Below are 24,621 nucleotides of genomic sequence, written 5' to 3' on the forward strand. Positions count from 1 at the left end.
AAATATTCAGAATTGTTTGAGTGCCAGGCACTAAGGTGAATGAGCTTTTCTTACTTGTAGGAAATTTGTTATAATATAAATATCAAATTGTTGTGGAATCAGGAGAGTAAAAATATGAGATGTCCTTCTTGCCAATTTAACGGAACACGTGTAGTGGATTCGAGGCCAGTAGATGATAATAAAGAAATTCGTAGACGTCGTGAATGTGAGTCATGTGGCTTTCGTTTTACAACGTTTGAAAAAATTGAAGAGACACCGTTAGTCGTTGTGAAAAAGGAAGGCTCGCGTGAGGAGTTTAGCCGCGAGAAGGTTTTGCGCGGTCTTATTCGTGCTTGTGAGAAACGCCCTGTCGCCCTAGATGTATTAGAGGGGCTTGTAATGTCCATTGAAAAAGACCTTCGCCGTATTGGAAATGCTGAAGTGCGCTCAGAAGATGTTGGGGAAATGGTGATGGACCGTTTGGCAAAAATCGATGAAGTGGCCTATGTTCGTTTTGCTTCTGTTTATCGCCAGTTTAAAGATATCAATGTTTTTATTGAGGAAATCAAAGAAATTATTCAACGTCAAACAGAAAAAAAATCATAGGAAACAGAGAGGGTGACGGACGTTGATTCATTTGTATAAAGAATTGCAGCCGGCTGATACTTTTGACATTCGTCTACCTCATGCGCTTTCCACAATGGAACGTCAGTTAGTAACGTTATTTTATCAACCTTTAACCGGTGCTGAACCAATCAGTCTCTATTTAACGTTATGGGCTGAGGCAGAACAAACGCCAAGTCAACAAATGAACCATTATTATTTAATGAATGTGCTTGGACTGCCGATAGGTAAAGTGTTTGAAGCGCGTATAGCGCTTGAAGCAATCGGTTTATTGCGAACTTGGAAAAAAGAAGAGGCAGATCAGCGAAGCTTTGTATACGAGCTCATGCGCCCTCTTGATGCAGATAGCTTTATGAAAGATCCACTATTGTCCATGTTTTTGTTTAGTAAAATCGGAGAACAGGCATACCGCAAGTTGCGTCAACGTTTTATTCAGCCTGTAAAGGGTACAGAATTTAAGGAAGTATCACGTGCCTTTATGGATGTCTTTAAACCGGTTAGTACGAAAATTCCTACCGATTTGCAAGGAGGAATTGAAAGCAAAGAAAATGCGCAAAAGGTCTATCCGTTTTATTTTGAGCAGTTCGACTTTGACCTGCTACAGGCAGGCTTATCTGACCAGTTAGTACCAGCAAGCTTACTGACGCTTGAAGTACGTGAAACTATTGCAAAGTTAGCATTTTTATATCATTTAACAGCGTTAGATATGCAAAAGGTCGTTATTTTAGCGCTTGATGATGATTTAGGCATTTCATTAGAACGCTTGCGCAAAGCGGCAGCTGATTTTTATAAACTTACAGTATCAAAAGAGCCACCAAAGCTAGCGAAAGTATATACGACGCCTGCCGAGGAAGACGCTGTTCAAAAAACGAAAGATCAGGAGTTGCAACATTATTTAGAGTCAACGCCTCCTGTACAAGTGCTTCGAGATATTAATAATGGGAAGGAACCATTGCAAACATCTGTCCAATTAGCTGAGAGTTTAATTGTTCAGCATGGAATGCCGGTAGGCGTGGTCAATGCTTTGCTTGAGTACGTCATGCTGTCAACGGATATGAAGCTTCCGAAGAAATATGTAGAAACAATTGCTGACCATTGGGTACGTAAAAATATTAAAACGGCGAAGGAAGCAATGGAACTTGCACGCCAAGAACATGATAAATATACAACATGGAAAAATAAACCGCAGACGCCAACTAAAAATACGCAGTTTGTAAAAGGGCGGAACAACAATCAGCATAAGGAAAAGGTGCCTGAGTGGTTTTACAAACGCAATGAGCAACCAGAGGAAAGTGCGTCTGCTTCTAGCACGATGGATTTTGAAAAAGAGCGTCAAAAAATATTAGCCATGCTAGGGAAAAGCGATAAGTAAGGTAGGTGAATGGCAATCGAACCAATTAACAAGCCATTAAACAGAACGATAAAAGTACCATCATTTCAAGAGCGATATGAAGCGATGCGTAGAGAAATTTTAGAACACCCTAGAGTACAAGCGTTTTTAGCAGAAAATGCAGAGGAGTTAAGCTATGATGCAGTGGAGCGCAATTTACCAAAGCTCCATGAATTTATTAGTCAATCAACAGTTTGTTGTGGCTGCGATCATACAGCTCATTGTACCAATTATTTAAAAGGTTTTATTCCAACATTACGCGTAGTGCGTAATACAGTTGAAATTGATTACGTGCGCTGTGAACAAAAAGTACGTGAAGACGATCGTCGTGATGTTGCGAATATGATTGCCAGTATGCATATGCCGAAAGACGTGCTGCAAGCAACTATCCAAGACTTGATGATTGATGATGAATCACGTGTGCTTATCGCGCAACGTGCAGCACAATTTGTTAAGAAAACGGAGGAAACAGGTCAGCTTCCATCAAAAGGTTTTTATTTGTATGGCAAGTTCGGTGTAGGGAAATCCTTTGTACTTGGTGCGCTTGCGAATGAATTAGCTTCTAAGAAAATACGTTCAGTAGTAGTTTTCGTACCAGAATTTTTGCGCGAAATGAAAAATGCCATCGGTGATAACACATTAAATGAAAAAATAGATTATGTGAAAAAAGCACCTGTATTGATGCTCGATGATTTAGGAGCAGAAACGATGTCAGCATGGACGCGAGATGAAATTTTAGGGACAATCTTCCATTATCGTATGGCAGAGCAATTACCAACATTCATTACTTCTAATTTTAATTATGATGAATTAGAACACCATTTAGCACAGTCTCAAAAAGGGGATATTGAAGTTGTAAAAGCTGGACGAATTATGGAACGTGTAAAGGCTTTAACAGAGCCAATTGAAATGCGTGGCAAAAATCGACGTTTATAATATTGATAGTTGCATTTTACGACAATCGAGCGTATACTGTCACATATACTATATATCTTAATGCAATGATGAGGACATGAAATTTGTGTAACGGCTTATAGAGAGGGAAGTCATCGGCTGTAAACTTCCTAGTTTGGGCACAATTTTTACTACCTACTGAGCAGCGAAAGGGAAAATCTTTCGCCGGTCCCTAGCCCGTTAGCTAGCCTTGAGCTTCGTCTGACGATTTTGTCGGGAGGAAGAAGGGTGGAACCACGAGCATACGCTTCGTCCCTTTTGTTAGGGACGGGGCTTTTTTGTTTTTCGCGGCTATTTAGCTCAACGGCATGCCCATCATGCATCACACAAACAACCACATAAGGAGTGCAAAAAAATGTCAGACATGATTAAATTAACGTTCCCAGATGGCGCTGTAAAGGAATTTGCAAAAGGAACATCTACTGATGATGTAGCATTATCTATTAGCCCAGGGCTTCGTAAAAAAGCATATGCAGGGAAAGTCAATGGAGAATTGGTAGATTTAAAAACACCAATTGAAGAAGATGCAACAATTGCGATTATTACGCAAGATGATGCGGAAGCATTAGAAATTCTTCGTCACTCAACTGCCCATTTGACAGCACAAGCGATTAAACGTTTATTCCCAGAAGTGAAGCTTGGCATTGGTCCTGTTATTGAGGGTGGGTTCTACTATGATATTGATGCACCAACACCTATTACTGCTGAAGACCTTCCAACAATCGAAAAAGAAATGAAAAAAATTATTGCTGAAAACTTAGAGGTAGAGCGTAAAAACGTAAGCCGTGCAGAAGCACAAGCTATTTATGAAGAAGTCGGCGATGAATACAAATTAGAATTACTTGAAGCGATTCCAGCGGATGAGCAAGTGTCAATTTACTACCAAGGTGAATTCTTCGACCTATGCCGAGGTATTCACGTACCATCAACAGGTAAACTACGCGAGTTTAAATTATTATCATTAGCAGGTGCTTATTGGAGAGGAAACTCTGATAACAAAATGCTTCAACGTATTTACGGTACGGCTTTCTTCAAAAAAGAAGATTTAAAGCACCACCTTCAAATGTTAGAAGAGGCAAAAGAACGTGACCATCGTAAAATTGGTAAAGAATTAGAATTATTCACTACTTCTCAAAAAGTAGGTCAAGGTTTACCACTATGGTTACCAAATGGTGCTACAATCCGTCGTGTCATTGAACGTTATATTGTGGATAAAGAATTATCTCTTGGTTATAAACATGTATACACACCAGTTCTTGGTTCAAAAGAGCTTTACCAAACTTCTGGTCACTGGGATCATTACCAAGATTCTATTTTCCCACCAATGGAGATGGACAATGAAACTTTAATTATGCGTCCAATGAACTGTCCACACCATATGATGGTTTACAAAAATAGCATGCACTCATACCGTAGCTTACCATTACGTATTGCTGAGCTTGGTACAATGCACCGTTATGAAATGTCAGGTGCAGTTTCAGGATTACAACGTGTACGTGGGATGACGTTAAACGATGCACACATCTTCGTTCGACCAGACCAAATTAAAGTAGAGTTCCAAAAAGTTGTACAATTAATTTTAGAAGTATATAAAGACTTTGATTTAAAAGATTACTCATTCCGTCTATCTTACCGTGACCCAGCAGATACTGAAAAGTACTTCGATGATGATGCTATGTGGGAAAAAGCACAAAGTATGTTAAAAGAAGCAATGGATGAACTTGGTTTAGACTACTTCGAAGCTGAGGGTGAGGCTGCGTTCTACGGTCCTAAACTTGACGTACAAGTAAAAACAGCAATTGGTAAAGAAGAAACTTTATCAACTGTACAGTTAGACTTCTTATTACCAGAACGCTTTGACTTAACATATGTAGGTGAAGATGGTAAACCACATCGTCCAGTCGTTATTCACCGTGGTGTTGTATCAACAATGGAACGTTTTGTTGCGTTCTTAATTGAAGAATACAAAGGTGCATTCCCGACTTGGTTAGCACCAGTACAAGTAGAAGTTATTCCGGTATCGAACGAAGCGCACTTCGACTATGCAAAACAAATCGAAGAACAGCTGACTGCTGCAGGTTTACGTGTTGAAATGGATGACCGTGAAGAAAAACTGGGTTATAAAATCCGTGAAGCACAAATGAAAAAGATTCCGTATATGCTTGTTATTGGGGATAAAGAGGTTGAGGCGAACGGAGTAAACGTACGTCGCTACGGCTCAAAAGATTCCGAAACTATTTCTTTTGAAGACTTCCTAGCAAATATTAAAGCAGAAGTTGCACGTTTCTAATTGAACAATTGCATAATAGTACTTGATTATCTTTAATTATTTGTACTATAATGACGTATAAAATGTAAATGTATTGCACATACTAATTAGGAGATTGCAAAAAATATATTTGACAATCTAAATTGTACATGCTAATATAGTGAAGGTTAATGAATACAAAGTTTGTGGTTGAAGTAGAGGCTGCCCGCTTCTCACCTGATACAACGCTTAGGCTGTGAACAGGTATGACACGTTGAATTGTTTTGCGTACTTACGCATGCACATATAGCGGGCGGACATCTTCAAAATGTCCGTCCTTTTTTTATGGACATGACAAGAGGATGTACCGTTCAACCGGGCAAGGCTTTGCCCAAACCATGTATTCGCGACAACTACTTGGAGGTGGATTACTATTAGCAAAGACATGTATGTAAACGAAGGCATTCGCGCACGTGAACTTCGATTAATCGATCACAATGGTGACCAGCTTGGTGTAAAGACACGTAACGAAGCGTTAGAAATCGCCACTCGTGTGAACTTGGATCTTGTCCTTGTGGCCCCTCAAGCCAAGCCGCCAGTCGCTCGTATCATGGACTATGGTAAATTTAAGTTTGAACAGCAAAAGAAAGACCGCGAAATTCGTAAAAATCAAAAAGTCATCGTAATGAAAGAGGTTCGCTTGAGCCCAACAATCGATGAACATGATTTCCAAACGAAGCTACGTAATGCGATTAAATTCCTTGAAAAAGGCGATAAAGTTAAATGTAGCTTACGTTTCAAAGGTCGTGCGATTACACACAAAGATATTGGTCAACGTGTGTTAGATCGTTTTGCTGAAGCTTGTGCTGAAGTATCTACGGTTGAACAAAAACCGAAGATGGAAGGCCGAAGCATGTTCTTAGTTCTTCAACCAAAGAACGAGAAATAGTATTAGACGAAACAGTTTAGGAGGAATTCGACATGCCAAAAATGAAAACTCACCGTGGAGCTGCGAAACGTTTCAAAAAAACGGGTTCAGGTAAATTAAAATATGACCGTGCTTACGGAAGCCACTTATTCGCAAACAAATCTACGAAACAAAAACGTCACCTACGTAAAGGTAAAGTTGTATCATCTGGTGACTTCAAACGCATCAAATCATTACTTGTTTACATGAAATGATTGACTACACAAAATAAACTAATATTCATTTTTTAATGAAAAGCAGGAGGTAATTCATATGCCACGCGTAAAAGGCGGAACAGTGACGCGCAAACGTCGTAAAAAAGTATTGAAATTAGCTAAAGGTTACTATGGTTCAAAACATACATTATATAAAGTTGCTAACCAAGCAGTAATGAAATCAGGTCAATATGCATACCGTGACCGTCGTCAGAAAAAACGTGATTTCCGTAAATTATGGATCACTCGTATCAACGCAGCTGCTCGTATGAACGGTCTTTCATACAGCCGTTTAATGCACGGTTTAAAAGTTGCTGGTATCGAAGTTAACCGTAAAATGTTAGCTGACTTAGCTGTAACAGATGCTGCAGCATTCACACAATTAGCAGAAGCTGCTAAAAAAGCAGTAGCAAAATAAAAAAGAGCGACATAGTCGCTCTTTTTTATTTCTGCCCCGAAAGCGAAGCGACAGGGGCTAATAAAATAGTGTATAGTTAAGACTGATGGGATAGTGTCATCAGTCTTTTTACATAGGAGGTTGTTTTAATGGTCCAAGCATTACTTGCCTACATGGCCATTGTGTCCGTCGTACTGCTCGTCATGATGGGCATGGATAAATCACGTGCCAAAAAGCACGAATGGCGCATTGCCGAGCGGACATTATTTACTTTAGCGATAGCGGGTGGTGCTGTTGGAGGCGTATTAGGTATGTATTTATTCCGTCATAAAACACGTCATAATAGTTTTGCATTTGGTTTCCCATTGCTTGCTGCTATTCAAATTTTTATACTTGTGCAATTATGGGGCAGCTCTTTTAAATGATAGCAAAAGGGCAATCGCCGATAGAACCAGAAAAATCGCCGATAACCCTTCAAATTTCGCCGATAAATCCATTGAAATCGCCGATATAATCACAAAAAACGCCGATAAATCTCAGGAAGCGAGCGTTCTCGTAAAAATCGTAAATTGTGTGGGTGCCTGGCACTTAAATAGAAAAACACATCCTCATGTAGAGGATGTGTTGCGCATAAGTTGTTCAATCGGTTGCTTCCAGTTAATTTTAGCGTTAGGATAGTTAAATAAAATTTCTTGCTGTAGATACTCGAAGTCACTCCTTGTAAATCCTTGTAGCGTAGCGGCATCGCGAGCGCCAACGAAAATCGTAACGACCTCAAATGCATCTTCGGTTGTACCTAAGTATTTTTCGCCCTCAAAAAGTGCACCCTTAAAAGAAATAAAGAAATTCTTTCGAACATTTTTTACGTCATCGTAAAAGTAATAGTGGCCTTTTTCGTATGCCTCATCGAGTTTTCGTTTAGGATCGGTTATATATCGAATCGCTTTATAGAATACATAGATTATAAGCGCAATCACAGCAAGTCGAATAAGTAACGGTAACATGATAAAATTCCCCCTTGAAGAAAGGTTATTCCTTCCTATACGATTGGGGGAGACATTTAGTTTCACTTTAAACAAAAAAATTTTAAAAAATGTAGGAGAAAAAAATGAACTTACAACAATTATTTACAATGCAAAAAGAACTAGATCAGTTTATTGAAAAAACGCAAAAAATCGAACGCGATGTTTTTAAAGAGAAAGGCTTGGCATTGATGGTGGAGCTAGCAGAGCTTGCCAATGAAACGCGTTGCTTTAAATTTTGGAGTACGAAGGGGCCATCAGCACGTGAAGTGATTTTAGAAGAGTATGTTGACTCCATTCACTTTATATTATCGTTAGGCATTTTAAAAGGGTATACATCGATAGAGAAATGGCCAGTAATAGAGGAAAAACGTGACTTAACGGAAATATTTTTAACGACCCAAAACTATATTTTAACGTTTATTAGTAATCCAGCTGAGCATAGTTATTCTGCAATATGGCAATGCTATGGGTTAATTGCTTATAATCTAGGGTTCTCATTTGAGGATGTTGTGTCCGCATATATTGCAAAGAATGAAGAAAATTATAATCGCCAACGCAGCGGCTATTAATTTACTAGACAAAAGAGTAAAAAAAACACCAATATTCAGACGATTCACTAGGAATATTTCGGTAAACGAAGTATAATAGAGAAGATACAAGATGTAGGAGGCAAAAGGATGACACAACTAGATTCAACTTTGCAAATGTTTAAAGATTTAACAGATGCGAATGGTATTGCAGGTAATGAACGTGCACCACGTGAGGTCATGAAAAAATACATCGCACCATACGCTGATACTGTAGAAACAGACAATTTAGGTAGCGTAATTGCTAAAAAAGTGGGCGATGAAAATGGCCCTAAAATCGTCGTGGCAGGTCACTTAGATGAAGTCGGCTTTATGGTGACGCAAATCGATGATAAAGGATTTATTAAATTCCAAACAGTTGGTGGCTGGTGGAGCCAAGTAATGCTAGCGCAACGCGTAACAATTACAACACGCAAAGGTGAAGAAATTATTGGGGTAATCGGTTCAAAACCACCTCATATTTTACCAGCGGATGTACGTAACAAGGTTGTAGACATTAAAGATATGTTTATCGATGTAGGTGCAGCTTCAAAAGAAGAAGTACTTGATTGGGGCGTTCGTCCAGGTGATATGGTAACACCTTATTTCGAATTCAATGTAATGAAAAATGATAAATATTTATTAGCAAAAGCATGGGATAACCGTATTGGTTGTGCAATTGCAATTGATGTCATGAAAGCATTGAAAGATGAAAAACATCCAAACATCCTATATTCTGTAGGGAACGTACAAGAGGAAGTTGGTCTTCGTGGTGCGAAAACAGCGACACATAAAATTCAACCGGATATCGGCTTTGCTGTGGATGTAGGTGTTGCAGGAGATACGCCAGGAGTAACACCGAAAGAATCAACAAGTAAAATGGGTGCAGGTCCACAAATCGTTGTCTATGATGCATCGATGGTATCACACCGTGGTTTACGTGAATTTGTTTTAGATGTGGCAGATGAAAATAACATTCCATATCAATTTGAAGCAATGGCTGGTGGCGGTACAGACGCGGGCTCAATCCACGTAACAGCAAATGGTGTACCTGCCTTATCAATCGGTATTGCCACACGCTATATCCACTCACACGCAGGTATTTTACACCGCGATGACTATGATAACGCTGTGAAGCTAATGGTTGAAGTTATTAAAAAATTAGACCGTGATGCAGTAAACAAAATTACATTTGATTAATCGTTATAATCAAAAGTCTTCTAACGACATGTTAGAAGGCTTTTTTGTTTTTACAGTGCAAATTTTGAGTGAAAAAGGGAAAATGATGAAATTATAGGTAAAAAACAATAATGTTTTAGTGAAAAACAATGTTTATTTATTGTAAAACGATAAATTATCGTTTACAATCAAATTGAAAATAAACCAATGAGGTGTTTTGATGAAAATAGCAACAACATTGTTTTTAAAAATTGCGGTCATTTTTATGGCCATCCCAGTTTTAGCATTATGTATTTTTCTTGTGCCTGAATTAGGAAAGGTTTCAGTAGAGCTAGTTCCATCGTTTCCGTCTTTAAAATATATCGTGTTCATTATTTTTTACGCATCTTCCATTCCATTTTACTTTGCTTTGTATCAAGCTTTTCAACTGTTACGTTACATTGATCAAAATAAAGCATTCTCGGCGTTGTCTGTAAAATCTTTAAAGAACATTAAATACTGTGCCATTTTAATTAGTAGTTTACATGTGCTTGCTTTACCACTCTTCTACCTTTTTGCAGAGATGGACGATGCACCTGGTGTAATATTCGTTGGATTGCTTGTACCATTTGCATCAATGGTGATTGCTGTATTTGCAGCGGTTCTGCAACGCCTTTTACAAGAAGCGGTAGATATTAAATCAGAAAATGACTTAGTCGTGTGAGGATGAGGATATGGCAATTATTATAAACATCGATGTGATGTTAGCTAAACGAAAAATGAGCGTAACGGAACTTTCAGAAAAGGTTGGCATAACAATGGCTAATCTTTCAATCTTAAAAAACGGAAAAGCAAAGGCGATTCGTTTATCGACTTTAGAGGCGATTTGTAAGGCATTAGAATGTCAGCCGGGAGATATTATAGAATACCGTCTGGATGAATTTACCCAAGATTAACTACGGTATTTGGTGAGCTTGCCTTCGGGTAGGCTCATTTTTTGTATAGTGGCATTATGCTTGTAATTATAATAAAATGCATAAATATTCAATTGTACGTATTTTTGTCACAAACCACATATGAATTCTAACTTTTGAAAATAAACATAAAAATTCAGTTGATTTTATATTTATGCATGTGTATACTAAACTCAACAGTTACGAAAGCAAGGAGCGAATGCTATGAAATTACTAGAAGAAGTACAGTTGAAGTTAGTGTCTAGCTTAAAAGGAAAGGACTTATTAACCTTATTAGACTATACAAGTGAAGAAGTACAGCAGTTAGTTGCGCTATCGTCTCAACTGAAAATAATTACAAAAGAAGGCAAATGTCCGAAATTGCTTGAAGGTAAAACACTCGGCATGATTTTCGAAAAACATTCAACGCGTACTCGTATTTCATTCGAAGTAGGCATGGAACAATTAGGCGGTAAAGGTATGTTTATGCATGCGCGTGATTTACAAATTGGACGTGGTGAATCCATTTATGATACAGCACACGTGTTATCAGGTTATTTAGATGGTATTATGATTCGTGCAAATTCGCATGCCATGGTCAAAGAGCTAGCCGAGCATGCTACAATTCCGGTTATTAATGGCTTAACGGATATTTATCATCCTTGCCAAGCATTAGCTGATTTAGAAACAATCTTTGAACATAAAGGTGAATTACAAGGTTTGAAAATAGCTTACGTTGGAGATGGCAACAATGTAGCGCACTCGTTAGTAGTCGCTTCTGCACATGTAGGCATGAATGTAGCAGTCGCAACACCTGTTGGCTACGAATGTGATGCAGAGGTCATTGCTAAAGCACAAGCAATTGCCGCATCAAATGGTAGTACAATCACTATTACTCATGATCCTATAGCAGCAGTACAAGAGGCTGATGTAGTATATGCAGATGTTTGGACATCTATGGGTCAAGAAGAGGAAGCGGCGCAACGTCTACAAGATTTTGCTGGTTATCAAATTAATGACGAACTTGTTGCACATGCTAAGCCTGATTATATGTTCTTACATTGCTTACCAGCACATCGTGAAGAGGAAGTGGCTACATCTGTTATCGATGGTCCGAACTCCTATATTTTTGAGCAAGCAGAAAATCGACTTCATGCGCAAAAAGCCGTGCTAGCTTCAATAATGGCTTAACAAAAGATAGAATATATGAAGCTCTTTACGAGATTCTTATAGATAAAGTTCATATTGGCAACAGAGGGTGTCAATTGTGGATAGCAATATAGTAGCAAACAGACAGAGGGATGTTAGCTGCGCGCGATGTACGTTGTCAAGATGGATGACCTCATCGCTACATAGTGAAAGTAACCTGGGAGACGCTGGGTTACTTTTTTTTTATTGCCTCACATTACAAAATAAAAAAACACAGCCTTTCCGTAAAAAGGGGAAGGCTGTGTTTTTATAATTTACAAAGTGAAAATCTTTCCTGGATTCATAATATTAAGCGGATCCAGTGCAGCTTTAATACTTTTCATAACGAGTAAAGAGGTTCCGTGTTCCAGCGATTGATATTTCATTTTACCAATACCTACGCCATGTTCACCCGTACATGTTCCTCCGCGCAGCAATGCATACTGCACAATTTGCTCGTTGAAGCGATCAGCTAGTGCCTGTTCCTGTGCATCCGCAGGGTCCAACATTAACAAGGCGTGGAAATTGCCGTCACCGACATGGCCTACAATACCACCAACTAGACCGATAGTATTAAGCTGATCACGTGCATAAAGAATCGTTTCTGCCAGTTTCGAAATCGGTACACAGACGTCTGTCGACATTAATTTTTTACCAGGGTACGCATGAATATATGCGTAGGCTAAAGAATGTCGTGCTTGCCATAGCTTATTGCGTGCGGCATTATCTTGTTCAAACTCGAGCGTTATACAGCCGAAATCTTCAAAAATTTCTGTAGCAAATACAATGTCAGCGTGCATACCTGCGTCATTACCGTGGAATTCTAAAAACAATGTCGGCTTTTCCTCATAAGTCGTTTCATTATAACTATTTACTTGGGTAATCGATGCTTCATCGACAAGTTCTACACGACCTATAACAATACCAGCCTGCAATAATGCCGCAACTGCACTGACGGCATCGCCAACTGTATCAAAGACAGCGCGGCCTGCAGTAACATATTCTGGAATGCCGTAAACTTGCAATGTCAGCTCAGTAAAACAGCCTAATGTACCTTCTGAACCTACAAATAAACCATTCAAATGATAACCTGATGAAGATTTAGCTGCTAAACTGCCAGTATGAATTACAGTACCGTCCGCAAGTACCACTTCTAAATCTCGTACTTGATCGCGCATCACACCATAACGGACAGCTGTCGTACCACTGGCGTTCGTTGCTGCCATGCCACCAAGTGTTGCATCTGCTCCTGGATCGACCGTAAATTGTAGTCCATATTTTTTTAATTCTTTATTTAATTGTGCACGTGTTACACCTGGTTGTACTTTTACTAATAAATCTTCAGGTCGAATTTCTAAAATGGCATTCATTTCACAAAAATCAATAGAAATACCTTGCGCAATCGGAATAGCATTTCCTTCTAAACTAGAGCCAACACCAAATGGTACGACAGGTATATGATTTGCATGTGCAATTTTCATAATTGCACTGACATCTCCAGTAGAACGTGGGAATACGACGATATCTGGTAAGTTCATCGCATGATGAGATTCATCTTTGCCATGTAGTTCTCGTACAGTGTCGTTTGTCGACACTTGTTCATCTGATAAAACCTCTCTAAGTTTATTTACTATTAGTTCTACAGCAACAGCCATTCCAATCCCTCCCAAACTTTCTGATAAATCTAATTTATCATGCGTTTTAAGGAATTGGAATGTTCTGTACCTAAAAAACTCAGTGTGCGAAAACTTTTTCTAGCTTTTGCACGAATGCATCTTGTTCCGCTGCCGTCGATTGTTGCCACCATTTTTCGAAAAATACACCGAGCCCTGGAAGTAAATGCTCTTCTCCACGTGAAATAGCGTCTTGGACAATATCCTTAAATTCTGCTGCTGATTGACCATGGACATTTGCCGTAATGGCATCTCTTATTTGAAAATTCATCTATTTCGCCTCCTTAGTGATAATTTGTCCAGTGATACTAGAAATATGTATAAGAATATAAGTAAAACATAGGATTTTTATAATTTCCCACGACTTTTCTTTTTTTTATCGCCAGCTATTCATGCAATTTGTGAAGGAATTTGTGGCAAAGCGGTATTCGCAATCATTACCAAAGCGCGCTAAGTTAATAATACCTAGGAATAATGGACTGTGCACAAGTCGTTAGGAAAGTAACAGTGTCAGTAGAAAAACATAAACAAATTCTTTCGCCAGAACAGCCATTTGAGGAAATATTAGAACAAGTACAGCCGATGATTACTTCAATAATGTCTAAATGCCATATTTACAAAGACTTTGCGTATTATCGCCATATTGCAGCCATCGCTGTATGGCAAGCTTACCGTAAGGCAGATCCATCCAAAGGGCAATTTACTGCCTATATTTATACAACGGTGAAGGGAGAAATTTTGAAGGAACTAACGAAGGAAAGACAATTTCAGGACAATGTGACAGTGATGGCAGATGATACATTGAATAGTATTCGACACCGTGAAGAACAGTTGAATCAACTAGAAACATGTCCTTTATATGAAAAAATAATGCATCTATTAAAAGAAGAAGAAAGAAGGCTGCTGCAACTTTTGTACGTTGAAGGATATAGGTATGAAGAAATAGCTGAAGAACTGCAACTATCTATAGCTGCAGTTAAAAAAAGACGCACTAGACTCATAAGTAAACTGCGCAGAATGCTTAGTCCTTAAACAAAATTACTACTAAAAGATAGTAAGAGTATGCTAATATCAAAATAAATTGAATATTAGCATACTTTACTTATTGCATACAAAGTCCAATGAAAGTGCTATGATTTGTAAGAAGTCAAAGAAATATACAATTTTAAAGTAGTAAATAATAATAATTAGATATATTTACCTATCAGATTATTTGAGTATAGACTAGTATGGAGGGTTGGTATTGGAAAACGCGCGCAATTATTTAATAGATAAAAAGGAACTATGGTATATGACAATACCATTGTTACTTTTTATTCCGCTTTTAGTGTTTAATAATCAGCTTATAACTTTATATATAGAAGAAAGTTTCTTGTATTTAAGTTTAATTATGAAAATTTTAATTGTCGTTTTTACGATGACAATAGCCATTCATTCTTGGTTAATATTTTCGCAGTTATTATTAAATCAAACATTATACATAGGCAGTGTTTTTTTTCTTATTGCTTTGTTAGAGATTGCTCATATCGTGATGACAGTCTCGCAAAATATTGACACAGCATTAACGAGTAGCGGGATACAAATACTTATGCGCGTTGCTTTAGTAGTAGGTGTGTTGTTGATTATCATGAAGCCAAGAAAAAAGTTAACATTAGCCCATCGGAGGGTTGCTTATAGCATCGCATTAGTTTGTGTTGCCATTATGCTCTTTCTATTACATAAAGCACAGCTATTGTTGGAAGATAATCACCAAACAATATTAAGCATTGTGCAATTAGGGACTGCGGCTTTACAAGGGGTATCAATCTATTTTTTGAGCAAGCATTATAAGAAAGCGCCAAAACAGGTTATATGGCTCATAAGCGGCTCCGTTTATTTAATTTTGAGTGATGTATTATTGGTCATTAGCAAGGACCTCAACGCCATCTGGGTATTTACGGCTCTTTTTCACCAATTTTTTGCGTATTATATTTTCTTAAAGGCTATCTACTATACATCTGTGGAGAAGCCCTATCAACAATTATTAAAAATTAAACAAGATTTAGAACAATCGCAACAAGAACTGACATTTCAAGCTTATCACGATGATATTACACAACTCCCAAACGAGCGACTGTTATTAAAAACATTGAAGGAAGGATTGCGTAAGGATGGGAAGAATCAGGCAATTATCTCGATTGAAATAGACCGTCTTGCCGCCATCAGTGATTCCTTAGGTATAAGTAATTCCAATAAGATGATGAAGCTTATAGCAGAAAGGATTCAAGCAATGCTGCCGCCGCATTATTTTGTGACTAAATTACGGGAAAGCCAATTTGTTATTTATATTAATCATGTTCGTACACAGGAAGAAATTATCCAGTTTTGTATGAATTTAAAGAGTACAATGGATAGGCCATTGCAAGTACAGCTTTTTTCACTCAAAGGCAATGTCAATATTGGTATTGCGTACAATGAAGAAAACTGTTCAGCTGAGCAATTTTTAATGCATGCACAGTTGGCGATGCGGGAAGCGAGTCAAATACCGCAACGTTATCTTTTTTATAAACAGCATATGTCAACCGGTGTAACAGAGCGAATATTATTAGAGCAAGAATTACATATAGCACTCGAGCAACAACAATTTTATTTGGATTACCAACCGCAAATCAATTTGAAAACTGGAAAAATAGAGTCAGTTGAGGCGCTTGTGCGCTGGAATCATCCAGTTCGTGGCTTTGTCCCACCCGCCACATTTATTGACATTGCAGAGGAGTCTGGACTAATTATTCCGCTCGGAAAGTGGATTTTAGAAAAGGCATGCTTGCAAGCGAAGGAATGGGAGGCGCAAGGGCTACCAAAAATGAAAGTGGCAGTTAATTTATCGCTCGGACAGTTATTCCAGCAAGATTTAGTACAAATGGTGAAAGAGATTTTACAGCAAAGCAATCTCGACCCTAGCTATCTGCAATTAGAAATTACCGAAAGTATGACAATGAATATTGACCAAATGACGCAGTTACTACATGAATTAAAGGCTCTTGGCATACAAATAGCTGTCGATGATTTTGGGACAGGCTACTCATCATTATCCTATTTAAAAGACTTTCCTATTGACTGTTTAAAAATTGACCGCGCTTTTGTTCATAATATTCAGCATGACCAAAATGATGAAGCACTCGTGTCCATGATTCTATCTATGGCTAAGCATTTGCGTCTAAAAGTTGTGGCTGAGGGAATCGAAGAAGTGGCGCAACTCGCTTTTCTTATTGCAGGTGATTGCGATTATATACAAGGGTATTTATTTAGTAAACCGATTTCTGCTGAGCAGTTTACCGCGACGTTTAAAGATTTACATGTGCATGCAGATGAAATATTAGAGCAGTTTAAATACGATGAGAAGTATCGTATTTAAACATGTGAAAAATCCGCTTGGACTTTAATAGGTGTAGCAAATATTGCTCAACCTACAATCAAGTACAATGCGGATTTTTTATTGAAGCTATTTAATGCACGAGGTATTCTTCTTTTAGCTCCGAAATAGAGACTTCAGAATGCTCCTCAAGTGAGCGCCGTAAATGAACCGTCGCTGTTTGACCATCTTCATGCAGCTTATCGATCCATACGGAAACGCCATTATAGCTCACTTCATATTCCTTTGGAGAGGCAACTATTTCTTGTGCGCGTAGATACTCCAAGTAAAGTCCCCCTTATTTTTTTTGCTTGTTTTTCGTTACAGAATTAATTAACTCCGTAAACTCTTGGGAAAACTCTTCTTTTACTTTATTTGGTGCAATTTTTTGATTTTTTGGTGTTTGAGGTAGTGAGCCTTTGTTGTTGCTTTGCCCTTGCTTATTATCTCTTCCCATGATTGCATGCTCCTTTCGATGTGATATTTCTTAATATGGCTTGCAATTGCTTTTTTTATCATGGGAAAAGGAAGAATATCATGTTGAAAAATTTTATATACAATGGAGTATTCATAAAACCTTACCTGATAGGAAATTATAAATGCAGTGATTATTTTGTAATTGAAAAATCATTTGCTAACAGCACCCAGTTTTGTGGGAAAGGAAAACCTAACGCCCAGTAACTTACACCACGGAGCTGAAATTGCTTTATTAGGTCGAACTTAGCTTGGGCACTTCTTGCATCTTCGAACCAAACTTCATGATTTCTTCCTTGTTTGTCAACATAGCGAAAATAAGGGGATTGCGCTGTTCGATCGTATTGAATAGTTGCCCCGTATTGTTGCGCTCTTGCTAAGGCTTCTTGAGGGCTAAATGTTTCCGCTTCTTGCCCTTTGACATGTGGCAGTAGCCAATCACGTGCATAAATTTGAAAGCCTAAAAATATTTTATTAGCAGGCATGACAGATAGTGCGTATTGGACAACCTTTGTCATTTCATTAATTGGAGAGATGGCCTGTGGTGGGCCAAGCCGATAGCCCCATTCATAGGTCATCAAAATAACAAAATCTGCAATTCTCCCATGTGCCTCATAATCAAAGGCTTCATAGGTTGCCCCTGGTTTTGTTTTTGGGGGAAGTGCAGTTGATACTAAGTAACCTTTCGGATGTAAGCGATCAACGGCTGATTGGAGAAATTGGTTGTAATGTTCTCTATCTGCTGGTAGGACATTTTCAAAGTCTATGTTTAATACTTGATAGCCTTTCTCGTCCATTACCTTTAAGACATTATCTATCACTTTTTCTGTTAATTGGCTATTAGACAAAATAACATGGGCTAGGTTGGAGCCAGTCTCTGTTGAAGAAAAATTCGTAAGGGTAAGCATAGGTATGATGTTTTGCGACTGTGCTGTCTCTATCATTGCTTGGTCATTAATTGATTGTAATGATCCGTCCTCTTTAATCATATAGCCGAAAGGGCTAAAGTACGTAAGAAGATCACCAATTGCATTGATTGACTGGATTGCTTCTTCAGACGGCTGATACGTATATGCATTGACTTCAATACTTGGTTTATTTCTTGGAATAACTAATTCAGTCCCGACATAAATCATATTTGGATGTGTAATGTTGTTTTCTTTGATAATAGCTTGAACGGTTGTGCCATAGAAACTAGCGATTTGTGTTAACGTTTCGCCTGCTTGTACAGTGTGAGTTGTTGGAGGAATGAGTAATTGTGTGCCGGGAGTTAATAAATCTGGATTCGTTAGATGATTGGCTTGAATAATAGCTTGCATTGGTACGTTATACTGCTGAGCAATGGACGATAAGGTGTTACCTTTTTTGACGATATGGGTTGTATAGGCAGAAGGAATAACGAGTGATTGTCCGATGACTAGTTGATTTGGATTCGATAATGCATTTAATTGAATAATAGCTTGCATAGGCACTGCATAGCGGTTTGCAATATGCCAAAGTGTTTCACCAGCGCTTACTACATGTATTAACATTCGGTTTCCCCCTAATTCATTTAGTTAATGCATCATATGTAACAAAAGATCTTCCTCATGATGAATTCTTTAATCATTTCAAAATTCATATTTTTTTCTCGCTCGTTATACATAGTATAGTACATGCGCATTGTATCAGTTGAGAAAGGAGCTGTACGTTGAAGAAGGCAAAACTCACAGGAAGAATTGTTAGTCCAGGTGATCCGGATTACGACGAAGCGAGAACAAATAATAATTTAAGTCTACCGAAATTTCCGAGTAAAATTGTCTTTTGTCAAAAGACTAAAGATGTAGTCAATGCTTTAAAGTGGGTAAGGGAAAATAATGAAGAATTCCGACTACGAAGCGGTCGACATAGCTATGAAAATTATTCGCTCGTTAATCATGGTCTCATTATTGATGTCAGTGAAATGAATGAAGTAGCAATTAATAACGAGGAGGGAACGGCTCGAATAGAAGCTGGTGCTAATCTCGGCAAGGTGTACCGTGCTTTATGGGAACATGGCATGACAATACCAGCAGGAACTGAAAGCAGTGTAGGGCTTGTTGGTTTAACATTAGGTGGGGGCATTGGTATGCTTAGTCGTCCATTTGGGCTTACTTGTGATCATTTAATTGAAATTGAAATGGTAGCAGCGAGTGGTCATCAAGGAGCAGAGCTAATTAGAGCAAACCGTCAGATGAATAGTGATTTATTGTGGGCTAGCTGTGGTGGCGGTGGGGGCAATTTCGGCATAGTCACGGCCCTTACGTTCAAACTTCAACCGATAGCAGATGTGACGCTTTTCGCAATTGTCTGGGAGTGGGATGATTTTGAGATTGCCTTTGATGCTTGGCAAAAATGGGCACCTTTTACGGATGAACGCTTAACCTCACAAATAGAGCTAAAATCTAAGGAAGTGGGCGAAGTAGTCGTCCAAGGAATTTTTGTTGGTCCTGCTGCTGAGCTGAAAAAGTTGCTAAGGCCTTTAAGGAAAAGTGGCTCACCAACAGAAGTCTGGCTAAAAGAGGTACCGTTTATAAAAGCGGTGCGATTTTTTGATGTGCCGAGCGGCAATCAGCCAGCACTTCGTAAAAGATCTGGTTCTTTTATTGAAAAACCATTTCCGCATGTAGCTATTATGCGAATGAAACAATTTTTAGAAAATGCCCCTAATCGCAATGCAAGCATTTGGCAACAATCGTTAAGAGGTGCTATAGCTCAAATTCCATCAAATCGAACTGCCTTTTATTATAGAGATGCATTAATTGCCCAAGAATATATTACGTCATGGGACAACGCTGAAGATGAAAAGGAAAATGTTCAGTGGGTTGAGGACTTAAGAAGGATATTATCTCCTTTTACAATGGGGGATTATGTGAATTTTCCCGATCAATCGATTGAAAATTGGCCAGCTGCATATTATGGTCGTAATTTCAGCCGGTTAAGGGAAGTTAAAACAAAATACGATCCCCATAATGTGTTTCGCTTCCAGCAAAGTATTCCAACGAATAGAAAGTGGTTTTAAGCTTGGACAATGTGAATGGTAGAATGCAACTCAATATGCATTCTACTTTTTTATTTGTTTAACTTTTATTATTTCCTTGATAATTATGGCATGCACCTTCAAAATGGAGATATTACATATATTTCTAAAGGAGTCAATGCGATGATGGATGTTATTGTACGTAATAATGTGAGAATAATAGGAAAAGGGAAGCAACCAATATTATTTGCGCATGGCTTTGGTTGCGATCAAAATATGTGGCGTTATATAACACCAGCATTCGAGGAGCACTATCAACTTATCTTATTCGATTATGTCGGTGCAGGTAATTCTAAGCTTGACGCCTATGAATCTCAAAAATATCAGTCGCTGCATGGCTACAAGCAGGATGTTTTAGATATCATTGAAGCACTTGGGTTACAATCTGTCATTTTTATTGGTCATTCTATTAGTTCAATGATCGGTATGCTGGCATCCATTGAACACCCAGCTTATTTTAAAAAATTAATTATGATTGGTCCTTCACCGCGTTATTTAAATGATGTGGACGGCTATGTTGGAGGATTTGAACTAAATGATATTACTGAGATACTAGAAATGATGGAAATGAACTTTGCTGGATGGGCTAGCTTTTTAGCGCCTATTGCTATGAATAATCCTGAATCGCCAAAGCTAACAAATGAGCTTGAACAAACTTTTAAATCAGCAAATCCGGTCATTGCTAGAGAATTTGCTGAAGTAACATTTTTGTCGGATCATCGCAATGACCTATCAAAGGCTAGTGTCCCAATTTTAATTATGCAATGTTCGGATGATAGTATCGTGCCAATTGGAGTTGGTGAATATTTACATCAACATTTAAAAGCGAGTACTTTCCAATTAATGAAGGCAAAAGGACATTACCCACATATTAGCCATCCAGAGGAAACGATTCAGTTAATTACACAATTTCTTTAATGAAAACATGAAAGGATAATTTATAAGACATGGATACACGATTGAACTATGCCCCTTGTGGCTTTATCGCGATTACGCAAGATGGAGTCATCACTGAGGTGAATCAGACCTTTCTGGAGTGGATGGGTTATGAACGGGTGGATTTACTACACCAGCATATTGAATTTCTAATGTCTATGCCTAATAAGATGATTTTTCATTCTTATTTTTACCCAACTATCAATCTCAATGATCATGTGGAAGAACTATTTATTAGTTTAAAGCATCGTAATAGTGCGGCCATCCCTTTTCTGTTAAACGGTAAAAAATATGTGGCGGGAGAGGTAGAATGTATCGATTGCGTTTTAGTGCCGATGAAAAAGCGCGTTGATTATGAATTAGAATTACGTTCGGCTAAAAAGCAACTAGAGGCTGCATATTTAGAGAAGGATCAGGCATTAGTGAAATTAGAGCAAATCCATCTGGAAATTGAGCAAAAACAACAGGAGCTACTGCATATAAACGCAACACTTGTAGAACTAGCTGCTACGGATAAGTTAACAGGGTTGAAAAACAGGAGATTTTTCCAAGAGAAGCTAGATGAACAACTTGTGTTATTCAACAAAACAGCCAAACCGTTCTCACTTTTAATTTTGGATATCGATCATTTTAAAAAGGTAAACGATACATTTGGGCATCAAGTAGGTGATGAGGTACTTGCCCAATTGGCACAGCTGTTAAGTGACCAAACACGTCAAGCAGATATTGTGGCACGATATGGTGGGGAGGAATTCGTTGTCATCTTACCGGAGACAGGGGTTCATGACTCGCTAATAATTGCCGAGCAATTACGTCAAGCTGTTGAACATGCGCAGTGGCCAACTGGAAGTATTACAATCAGTATCGGTATTGCAACGGTAACGGACAAGGATAACGATGTAACGATTTTGAAAAAAGCGGATGAAGCATTGTATATATCAAAAGAAAACGGCAGAAACAGGGTCAGTCATAGTGACAGGCACGCAAACAATTCTGACAATTAGCTACAATTTATTGAACTATGTAATTTGCTGTTTTCTGCTGTATAATAATGAGCAGTAAATAGGAAAAAGGCGGTACGAGTTACAATGAAGAGAATAGAATCTACGCAAAATGCGTTAGTGAAATATTGGAAGAAGCTAGCGACGACGCGAAAAGAGCGGGAACGTTCTGGTGAGTTTTTAGTTGAAGGCTTCCATTTAGTAGAAGAAGCGTTAAAAAATAATGAGCAAGTATTACAACTGATTGTGCGTGAGGGCGTTGATTTACCATTACTTTGGCCAATCGATGATGTCGCTATGGTGGAAGTGACGGCTGCTGTAGCAAAGGAATTCGCTGAGACAGAAACGTCACAAGGCGTTTTTGCTGTATGTAAGCAGTTGACGGTTGAAGAAGATATCATGGCTTCTTGGCGCAAAGTGTTGCTAATCGATGCTGTGCAAGACCCAGGGAATATCGGCACAATGATTCGAACAGCGGATGCTGCTGGTCTGGATGCAGTGATTCTTGGGAAGGGCTGTGCAGATTTGTATAACCCGAAAACATTACGTTCTGCACAAGGATCACATTTTCATATTCCAGTCATTCGTGGGGAATTAGGGGAATGGATTGATATGCTTCAGGACAATGGTGTACCTGTATTTGGGACAGCACTAGATGAGGATGCTGTTGTTTATCATGAAATTCAGCATACTGGTGCTTTTGCGATTATGATGGGCAATGAAGGCAGTGGCATTAATCCACAGTTATTAGCAATGACAGATCAAAATATCATTATTCCGATTTTCGGACAAGCAGAATCATTAAATGTCGCTGTTGCTACAGGAATTGTGTTATACGGGTTTGTAAAATAAAATTTGTTTTACGTGCGTAACACCAGTTGAAATCGCCGATAATATGCTAGAAATCGCCGATAGAACGTCAGGAATCGCTGATAAACTGAAATAAATCGCCGATAAGCCTTCCGCAAACGCTGATAGCAAAAATCCTGCAGTGAGGATTGAACAGATGCCCCTTGCTTTGCAGTGGTATCTTAATGTATAATCACATTTAAAATGTAATGAACTATAGTGAAATGCTTTGACCGGGAAGTAGTAAAGATTGTGAATGGACGACAGGGAGCGTAGGCCGGAGATTGAGAGCCAGCGCCGAACCAATGCAATGTTGAATTCATCCTGCGAGCAGCTACCGGGACCAGCAAGTAAAAAGGCTGTAAAGGTAAGCCGGCTTCAATCGAGTCGTTATGTCAATGAAGTGATTGTGCGAAATGAGCGTACAATAACTAGGGTGGTACCGCGAATATGTCCTCGTCCCTTTTTTGGGGGCGAGTTTTTTTGTGCCATTTATGCATAGAGGCACTGATATGAACAAGGAGGTTTTACACATGGAAGAGCAATTAAAACAGTTAGAGCAAGAAGCGTTAACAAAAATTGAAGCAGCAGCAAATTTAAAAGAATTAAATGATGTGCGTGTCGCTTATTTAGGGAAAAAGGGACCCATTACAGATTTACTAAAAGGAATGGGGAAATTATCGGCTGAGGAGCGTCCGAAAATGGGTGCTTTGGTAAATACAGTTCGTGAAAATGTTACAGCGGTACTAGAAGCAAAAGTAAATGTATTAGAAGAAGCGGCTATTGCCGAAAAATTAGCAAGTGAGTCGATTGATGTTACATTACCTGGTCGTGCCATTAAAGTAGGTAACCGTCATCCATTAACACGCGTCATTGAAGAAATTGAAGATTTATTTATCGGCATGGGTTACGAAATAGCGGAAGGTCCAGAAGTAGAAAAGGATTACTATAACTTTGAAGCGTTAAACTTACCAAAAGGACATCCTGCTCGTGATATGCAAGATTCATTTTATATTTCCGAGGAAATATTATTACGTACACACACATCTCCAGTACAAGCGCGTACGATGGAAGCGAAAAAGGGCGAATCAATTCGTATAATTTGTCCAGGGAAAGTATTCCGTCGCGATAATGATGACGCAACACACTCACACCAATTCATGCAAATTGAAGGTTTAGTCATTGGTGAAAATATTCGTATGAGTGACCTTAAAGGAACACTGGATACATTAGCGAAAAAAATGTTCGGTGCTGATCGTGAAATTCGTTTGCGTCCAAGTTTCTTCCCATTCACAGAGCCTTCTGTTGAGATGGACATTTCTTGCTTCAAATGCGGTGGCTCAGGCTGTAACGTATGTAAAGGCACAGGCTGGATTGAAATTTTAGGCGCGGGTATGGTACATCCAAATGTGCTTGAAATGGCTGGTTATGATCCGAAGAAAGTTTCTGGTTTCGCATTTGGTATTGGTGCAGAGCGTATCGCTATGTTGAAATATGGTGTCGACGATATTCGTCATTTCTATACAAGTGACACACGTTTCTTATCACAATTCGAGCGAACAGAGGCGTAAGGGG

Annotated in this window: 26 protein-coding genes; 20 read left to right on the plus strand and 6 right to left on the minus strand. The window is 38.6% G+C overall.

The window, feature by feature from the left end:
- Positions 1-114 precede the first annotated feature (114 nt).
- From nrdR to ACIQXI_RS01115, 8 genes are all read left to right on the plus strand, one after another.
- Positions 115-585 carry a transcriptional regulator NrdR gene (gene nrdR, locus ACIQXI_RS01080; protein ID WP_402920621.1) on the plus strand — a complete coding sequence of 157 codons (471 nt, stop codon included), beginning with the start codon at positions 115-117 and terminating at the stop codon, positions 583-585.
- A gap of 22 nt (positions 586-607) precedes the next feature.
- Positions 608-1,975 (plus strand): replication initiation and membrane attachment family protein, encoded by a 1,368-nt coding sequence (locus ACIQXI_RS01085; RefSeq protein ID WP_402920624.1) that lies wholly within the window; start codon positions 608-610, stop codon positions 1,973-1,975.
- Positions 1,976-1,990: 15 nt separating this feature from the next.
- Positions 1,991-2,929, plus strand: coding sequence for a primosomal protein DnaI (gene dnaI / locus ACIQXI_RS01090; RefSeq protein WP_402925603.1), 939 nt, complete (start codon positions 1,991-1,993; stop codon positions 2,927-2,929).
- A 373-nt stretch (positions 2,930-3,302) separates the two neighbouring features.
- Positions 3,303-5,237, plus strand: coding sequence for a threonine--tRNA ligase (gene thrS / locus ACIQXI_RS01095; RefSeq protein WP_402920627.1), 1,935 nt, complete (start codon positions 3,303-3,305; stop codon positions 5,235-5,237).
- 403 nt (positions 5,238-5,640) lie between these two features.
- Complete coding sequence (gene infC / locus ACIQXI_RS01100) at positions 5,641-6,144, plus strand: translation initiation factor IF-3 (RefSeq protein ID WP_024363824.1); 504 nt, start codon at positions 5,641-5,643, stop codon at positions 6,142-6,144.
- Positions 6,145-6,176: 32 nt separating this feature from the next.
- A complete protein-coding gene (rpmI, locus tag ACIQXI_RS01105; RefSeq protein ID WP_024363825.1) occupies positions 6,177-6,377 on the plus strand; it encodes a 50S ribosomal protein L35 in 201 nt (66 codons plus the stop codon).
- Between the two features lie 58 nt (positions 6,378-6,435).
- The gene (gene rplT, locus ACIQXI_RS01110; protein WP_024363826.1) at positions 6,436-6,795 is read left to right on the plus strand and encodes a 50S ribosomal protein L20; all 360 of its coding nucleotides are present in this window, start codon (positions 6,436-6,438) and stop codon (positions 6,793-6,795) included.
- 128 nt (positions 6,796-6,923) lie between these two features.
- Entirely contained in the window at positions 6,924-7,199 is a 276-nt protein-coding gene (locus ACIQXI_RS01115) for a DUF1294 domain-containing protein (RefSeq protein WP_402920630.1), read from the plus strand.
- 183 nt (positions 7,200-7,382) lie between these two features.
- On the opposite strand, the gene ACIQXI_RS01120 is transcribed toward ACIQXI_RS01115, so the two are convergent.
- On the minus strand, positions 7,383-7,778 hold the full coding sequence (locus tag ACIQXI_RS01120; RefSeq protein WP_402920633.1) for a sigma-w pathway protein ysdB: 396 nt from the start codon (positions 7,776-7,778) through the stop codon (positions 7,383-7,385).
- 104 nt (positions 7,779-7,882) lie between these two features.
- Here ACIQXI_RS01120 and ACIQXI_RS01125 point away from each other — a divergent pair, with 104 nt between their 5' ends.
- From ACIQXI_RS01125 to argF, 5 genes are all read left to right on the plus strand, one after another.
- On the plus strand, positions 7,883-8,368 hold the full coding sequence (locus ACIQXI_RS01125) for a dUTP diphosphatase (protein WP_402920636.1): 486 nt from the start codon (positions 7,883-7,885) through the stop codon (positions 8,366-8,368).
- A gap of 108 nt (positions 8,369-8,476) precedes the next feature.
- Positions 8,477-9,565, plus strand: coding sequence for a M42 family metallopeptidase (locus ACIQXI_RS01130; protein WP_402920639.1), 1,089 nt, complete (start codon positions 8,477-8,479; stop codon positions 9,563-9,565).
- Positions 9,566-9,764: 199 nt separating this feature from the next.
- Positions 9,765-10,247 carry a DUF2975 domain-containing protein gene (locus ACIQXI_RS01135; RefSeq protein ID WP_402920642.1) on the plus strand — a complete coding sequence of 161 codons (483 nt, stop codon included), beginning with the start codon at positions 9,765-9,767 and terminating at the stop codon, positions 10,245-10,247.
- Positions 10,248-10,257: 10 nt separating this feature from the next.
- Entirely contained in the window at positions 10,258-10,479 is a 222-nt protein-coding gene (locus ACIQXI_RS01140; RefSeq protein ID WP_402920645.1) for a helix-turn-helix domain-containing protein, read from the plus strand.
- A gap of 222 nt (positions 10,480-10,701) precedes the next feature.
- Positions 10,702-11,667, plus strand: coding sequence for an ornithine carbamoyltransferase (gene argF / locus ACIQXI_RS01145; protein ID WP_402920647.1), 966 nt, complete (start codon positions 10,702-10,704; stop codon positions 11,665-11,667).
- A 272-nt stretch (positions 11,668-11,939) separates the two neighbouring features.
- Here argF and ACIQXI_RS01150 read toward each other — a convergent pair whose 3' ends face one another.
- Positions 11,940-13,319, minus strand: coding sequence for an FAD-binding oxidoreductase (locus ACIQXI_RS01150; protein ID WP_402920658.1), 1,380 nt, complete (start codon positions 13,317-13,319; stop codon positions 11,940-11,942).
- Between the two features lie 79 nt (positions 13,320-13,398).
- A complete protein-coding gene (sspI, locus tag ACIQXI_RS01155) occupies positions 13,399-13,608 on the minus strand; it encodes a small acid-soluble spore protein SspI (protein ID WP_402920662.1) in 210 nt (69 codons plus the stop codon).
- Between the two features lie 236 nt (positions 13,609-13,844).
- On the opposite strand from sspI, the gene ACIQXI_RS01160 reads away from it, so the two are divergent.
- Entirely contained in the window at positions 13,845-14,369 is a 525-nt protein-coding gene (locus ACIQXI_RS01160) for an RNA polymerase sigma factor (RefSeq protein WP_402920665.1), read from the plus strand.
- A 211-nt stretch (positions 14,370-14,580) separates the two neighbouring features.
- Entirely contained in the window at positions 14,581-16,731 is a 2,151-nt protein-coding gene (locus ACIQXI_RS01165) for a putative bifunctional diguanylate cyclase/phosphodiesterase (RefSeq protein WP_402920668.1), read from the plus strand.
- Positions 16,732-16,822: 91 nt separating this feature from the next.
- Here the strand turns inward: ACIQXI_RS01165 and ACIQXI_RS01170 are convergent, their stop codons facing one another.
- From ACIQXI_RS01170 to ACIQXI_RS01180, 3 genes are all read right to left on the minus strand, one after another.
- Positions 16,823-17,014, minus strand: coding sequence for a small, acid-soluble spore protein, H family (locus ACIQXI_RS01170; RefSeq protein WP_402920671.1), 192 nt, complete (start codon positions 17,012-17,014; stop codon positions 16,823-16,825).
- A gap of 12 nt (positions 17,015-17,026) precedes the next feature.
- A complete protein-coding gene (locus tag ACIQXI_RS01175; protein ID WP_172772364.1) occupies positions 17,027-17,185 on the minus strand; it encodes a YfhD family protein in 159 nt (52 codons plus the stop codon).
- Between the two features lie 151 nt (positions 17,186-17,336).
- Positions 17,337-18,734, minus strand: a complete 1,398-nt coding sequence (locus ACIQXI_RS01180) for a glycoside hydrolase family 18 protein (RefSeq protein WP_402920673.1) — start codon at positions 18,732-18,734, stop codon at positions 17,337-17,339.
- Between the two features lie 158 nt (positions 18,735-18,892).
- Here ACIQXI_RS01180 and ACIQXI_RS01185 point away from each other — a divergent pair, with 158 nt between their 5' ends.
- The 5 genes from ACIQXI_RS01185 to pheS all read left to right on the plus strand — a co-directional run bounded on the left by ACIQXI_RS01185 (position 18,893) and on the right by pheS (position 24,617).
- Positions 18,893-20,242, plus strand: coding sequence for an FAD-binding oxidoreductase (locus ACIQXI_RS01185; RefSeq protein WP_402920676.1), 1,350 nt, complete (start codon positions 18,893-18,895; stop codon positions 20,240-20,242).
- 141 nt (positions 20,243-20,383) lie between these two features.
- Complete coding sequence (locus ACIQXI_RS01190; RefSeq protein ID WP_402920678.1) at positions 20,384-21,178, plus strand: alpha/beta fold hydrolase; 795 nt, start codon at positions 20,384-20,386, stop codon at positions 21,176-21,178.
- A gap of 29 nt (positions 21,179-21,207) precedes the next feature.
- Positions 21,208-22,200, plus strand: a complete 993-nt coding sequence (locus ACIQXI_RS01195) for a sensor domain-containing diguanylate cyclase (RefSeq protein WP_402920681.1) — start codon at positions 21,208-21,210, stop codon at positions 22,198-22,200.
- A gap of 84 nt (positions 22,201-22,284) precedes the next feature.
- Positions 22,285-23,049 carry a TrmH family RNA methyltransferase gene (locus ACIQXI_RS01200; protein ID WP_402920684.1) on the plus strand — a complete coding sequence of 255 codons (765 nt, stop codon included), beginning with the start codon at positions 22,285-22,287 and terminating at the stop codon, positions 23,047-23,049.
- Positions 23,050-23,579: 530 nt separating this feature from the next.
- On the plus strand, positions 23,580-24,617 hold the full coding sequence (gene pheS / locus ACIQXI_RS01205; protein WP_402920687.1) for a phenylalanine--tRNA ligase subunit alpha: 1,038 nt from the start codon (positions 23,580-23,582) through the stop codon (positions 24,615-24,617).
- Positions 24,618-24,621: the final 4 nt, after the last annotated feature.

The sequence above is a fragment of the Lysinibacillus sp. NPDC097195 genome, from assembly GCF_044762075.1.
Classification (GTDB): Bacteria; Bacillota; Bacilli; order Bacillales_A; family Planococcaceae; genus Lysinibacillus.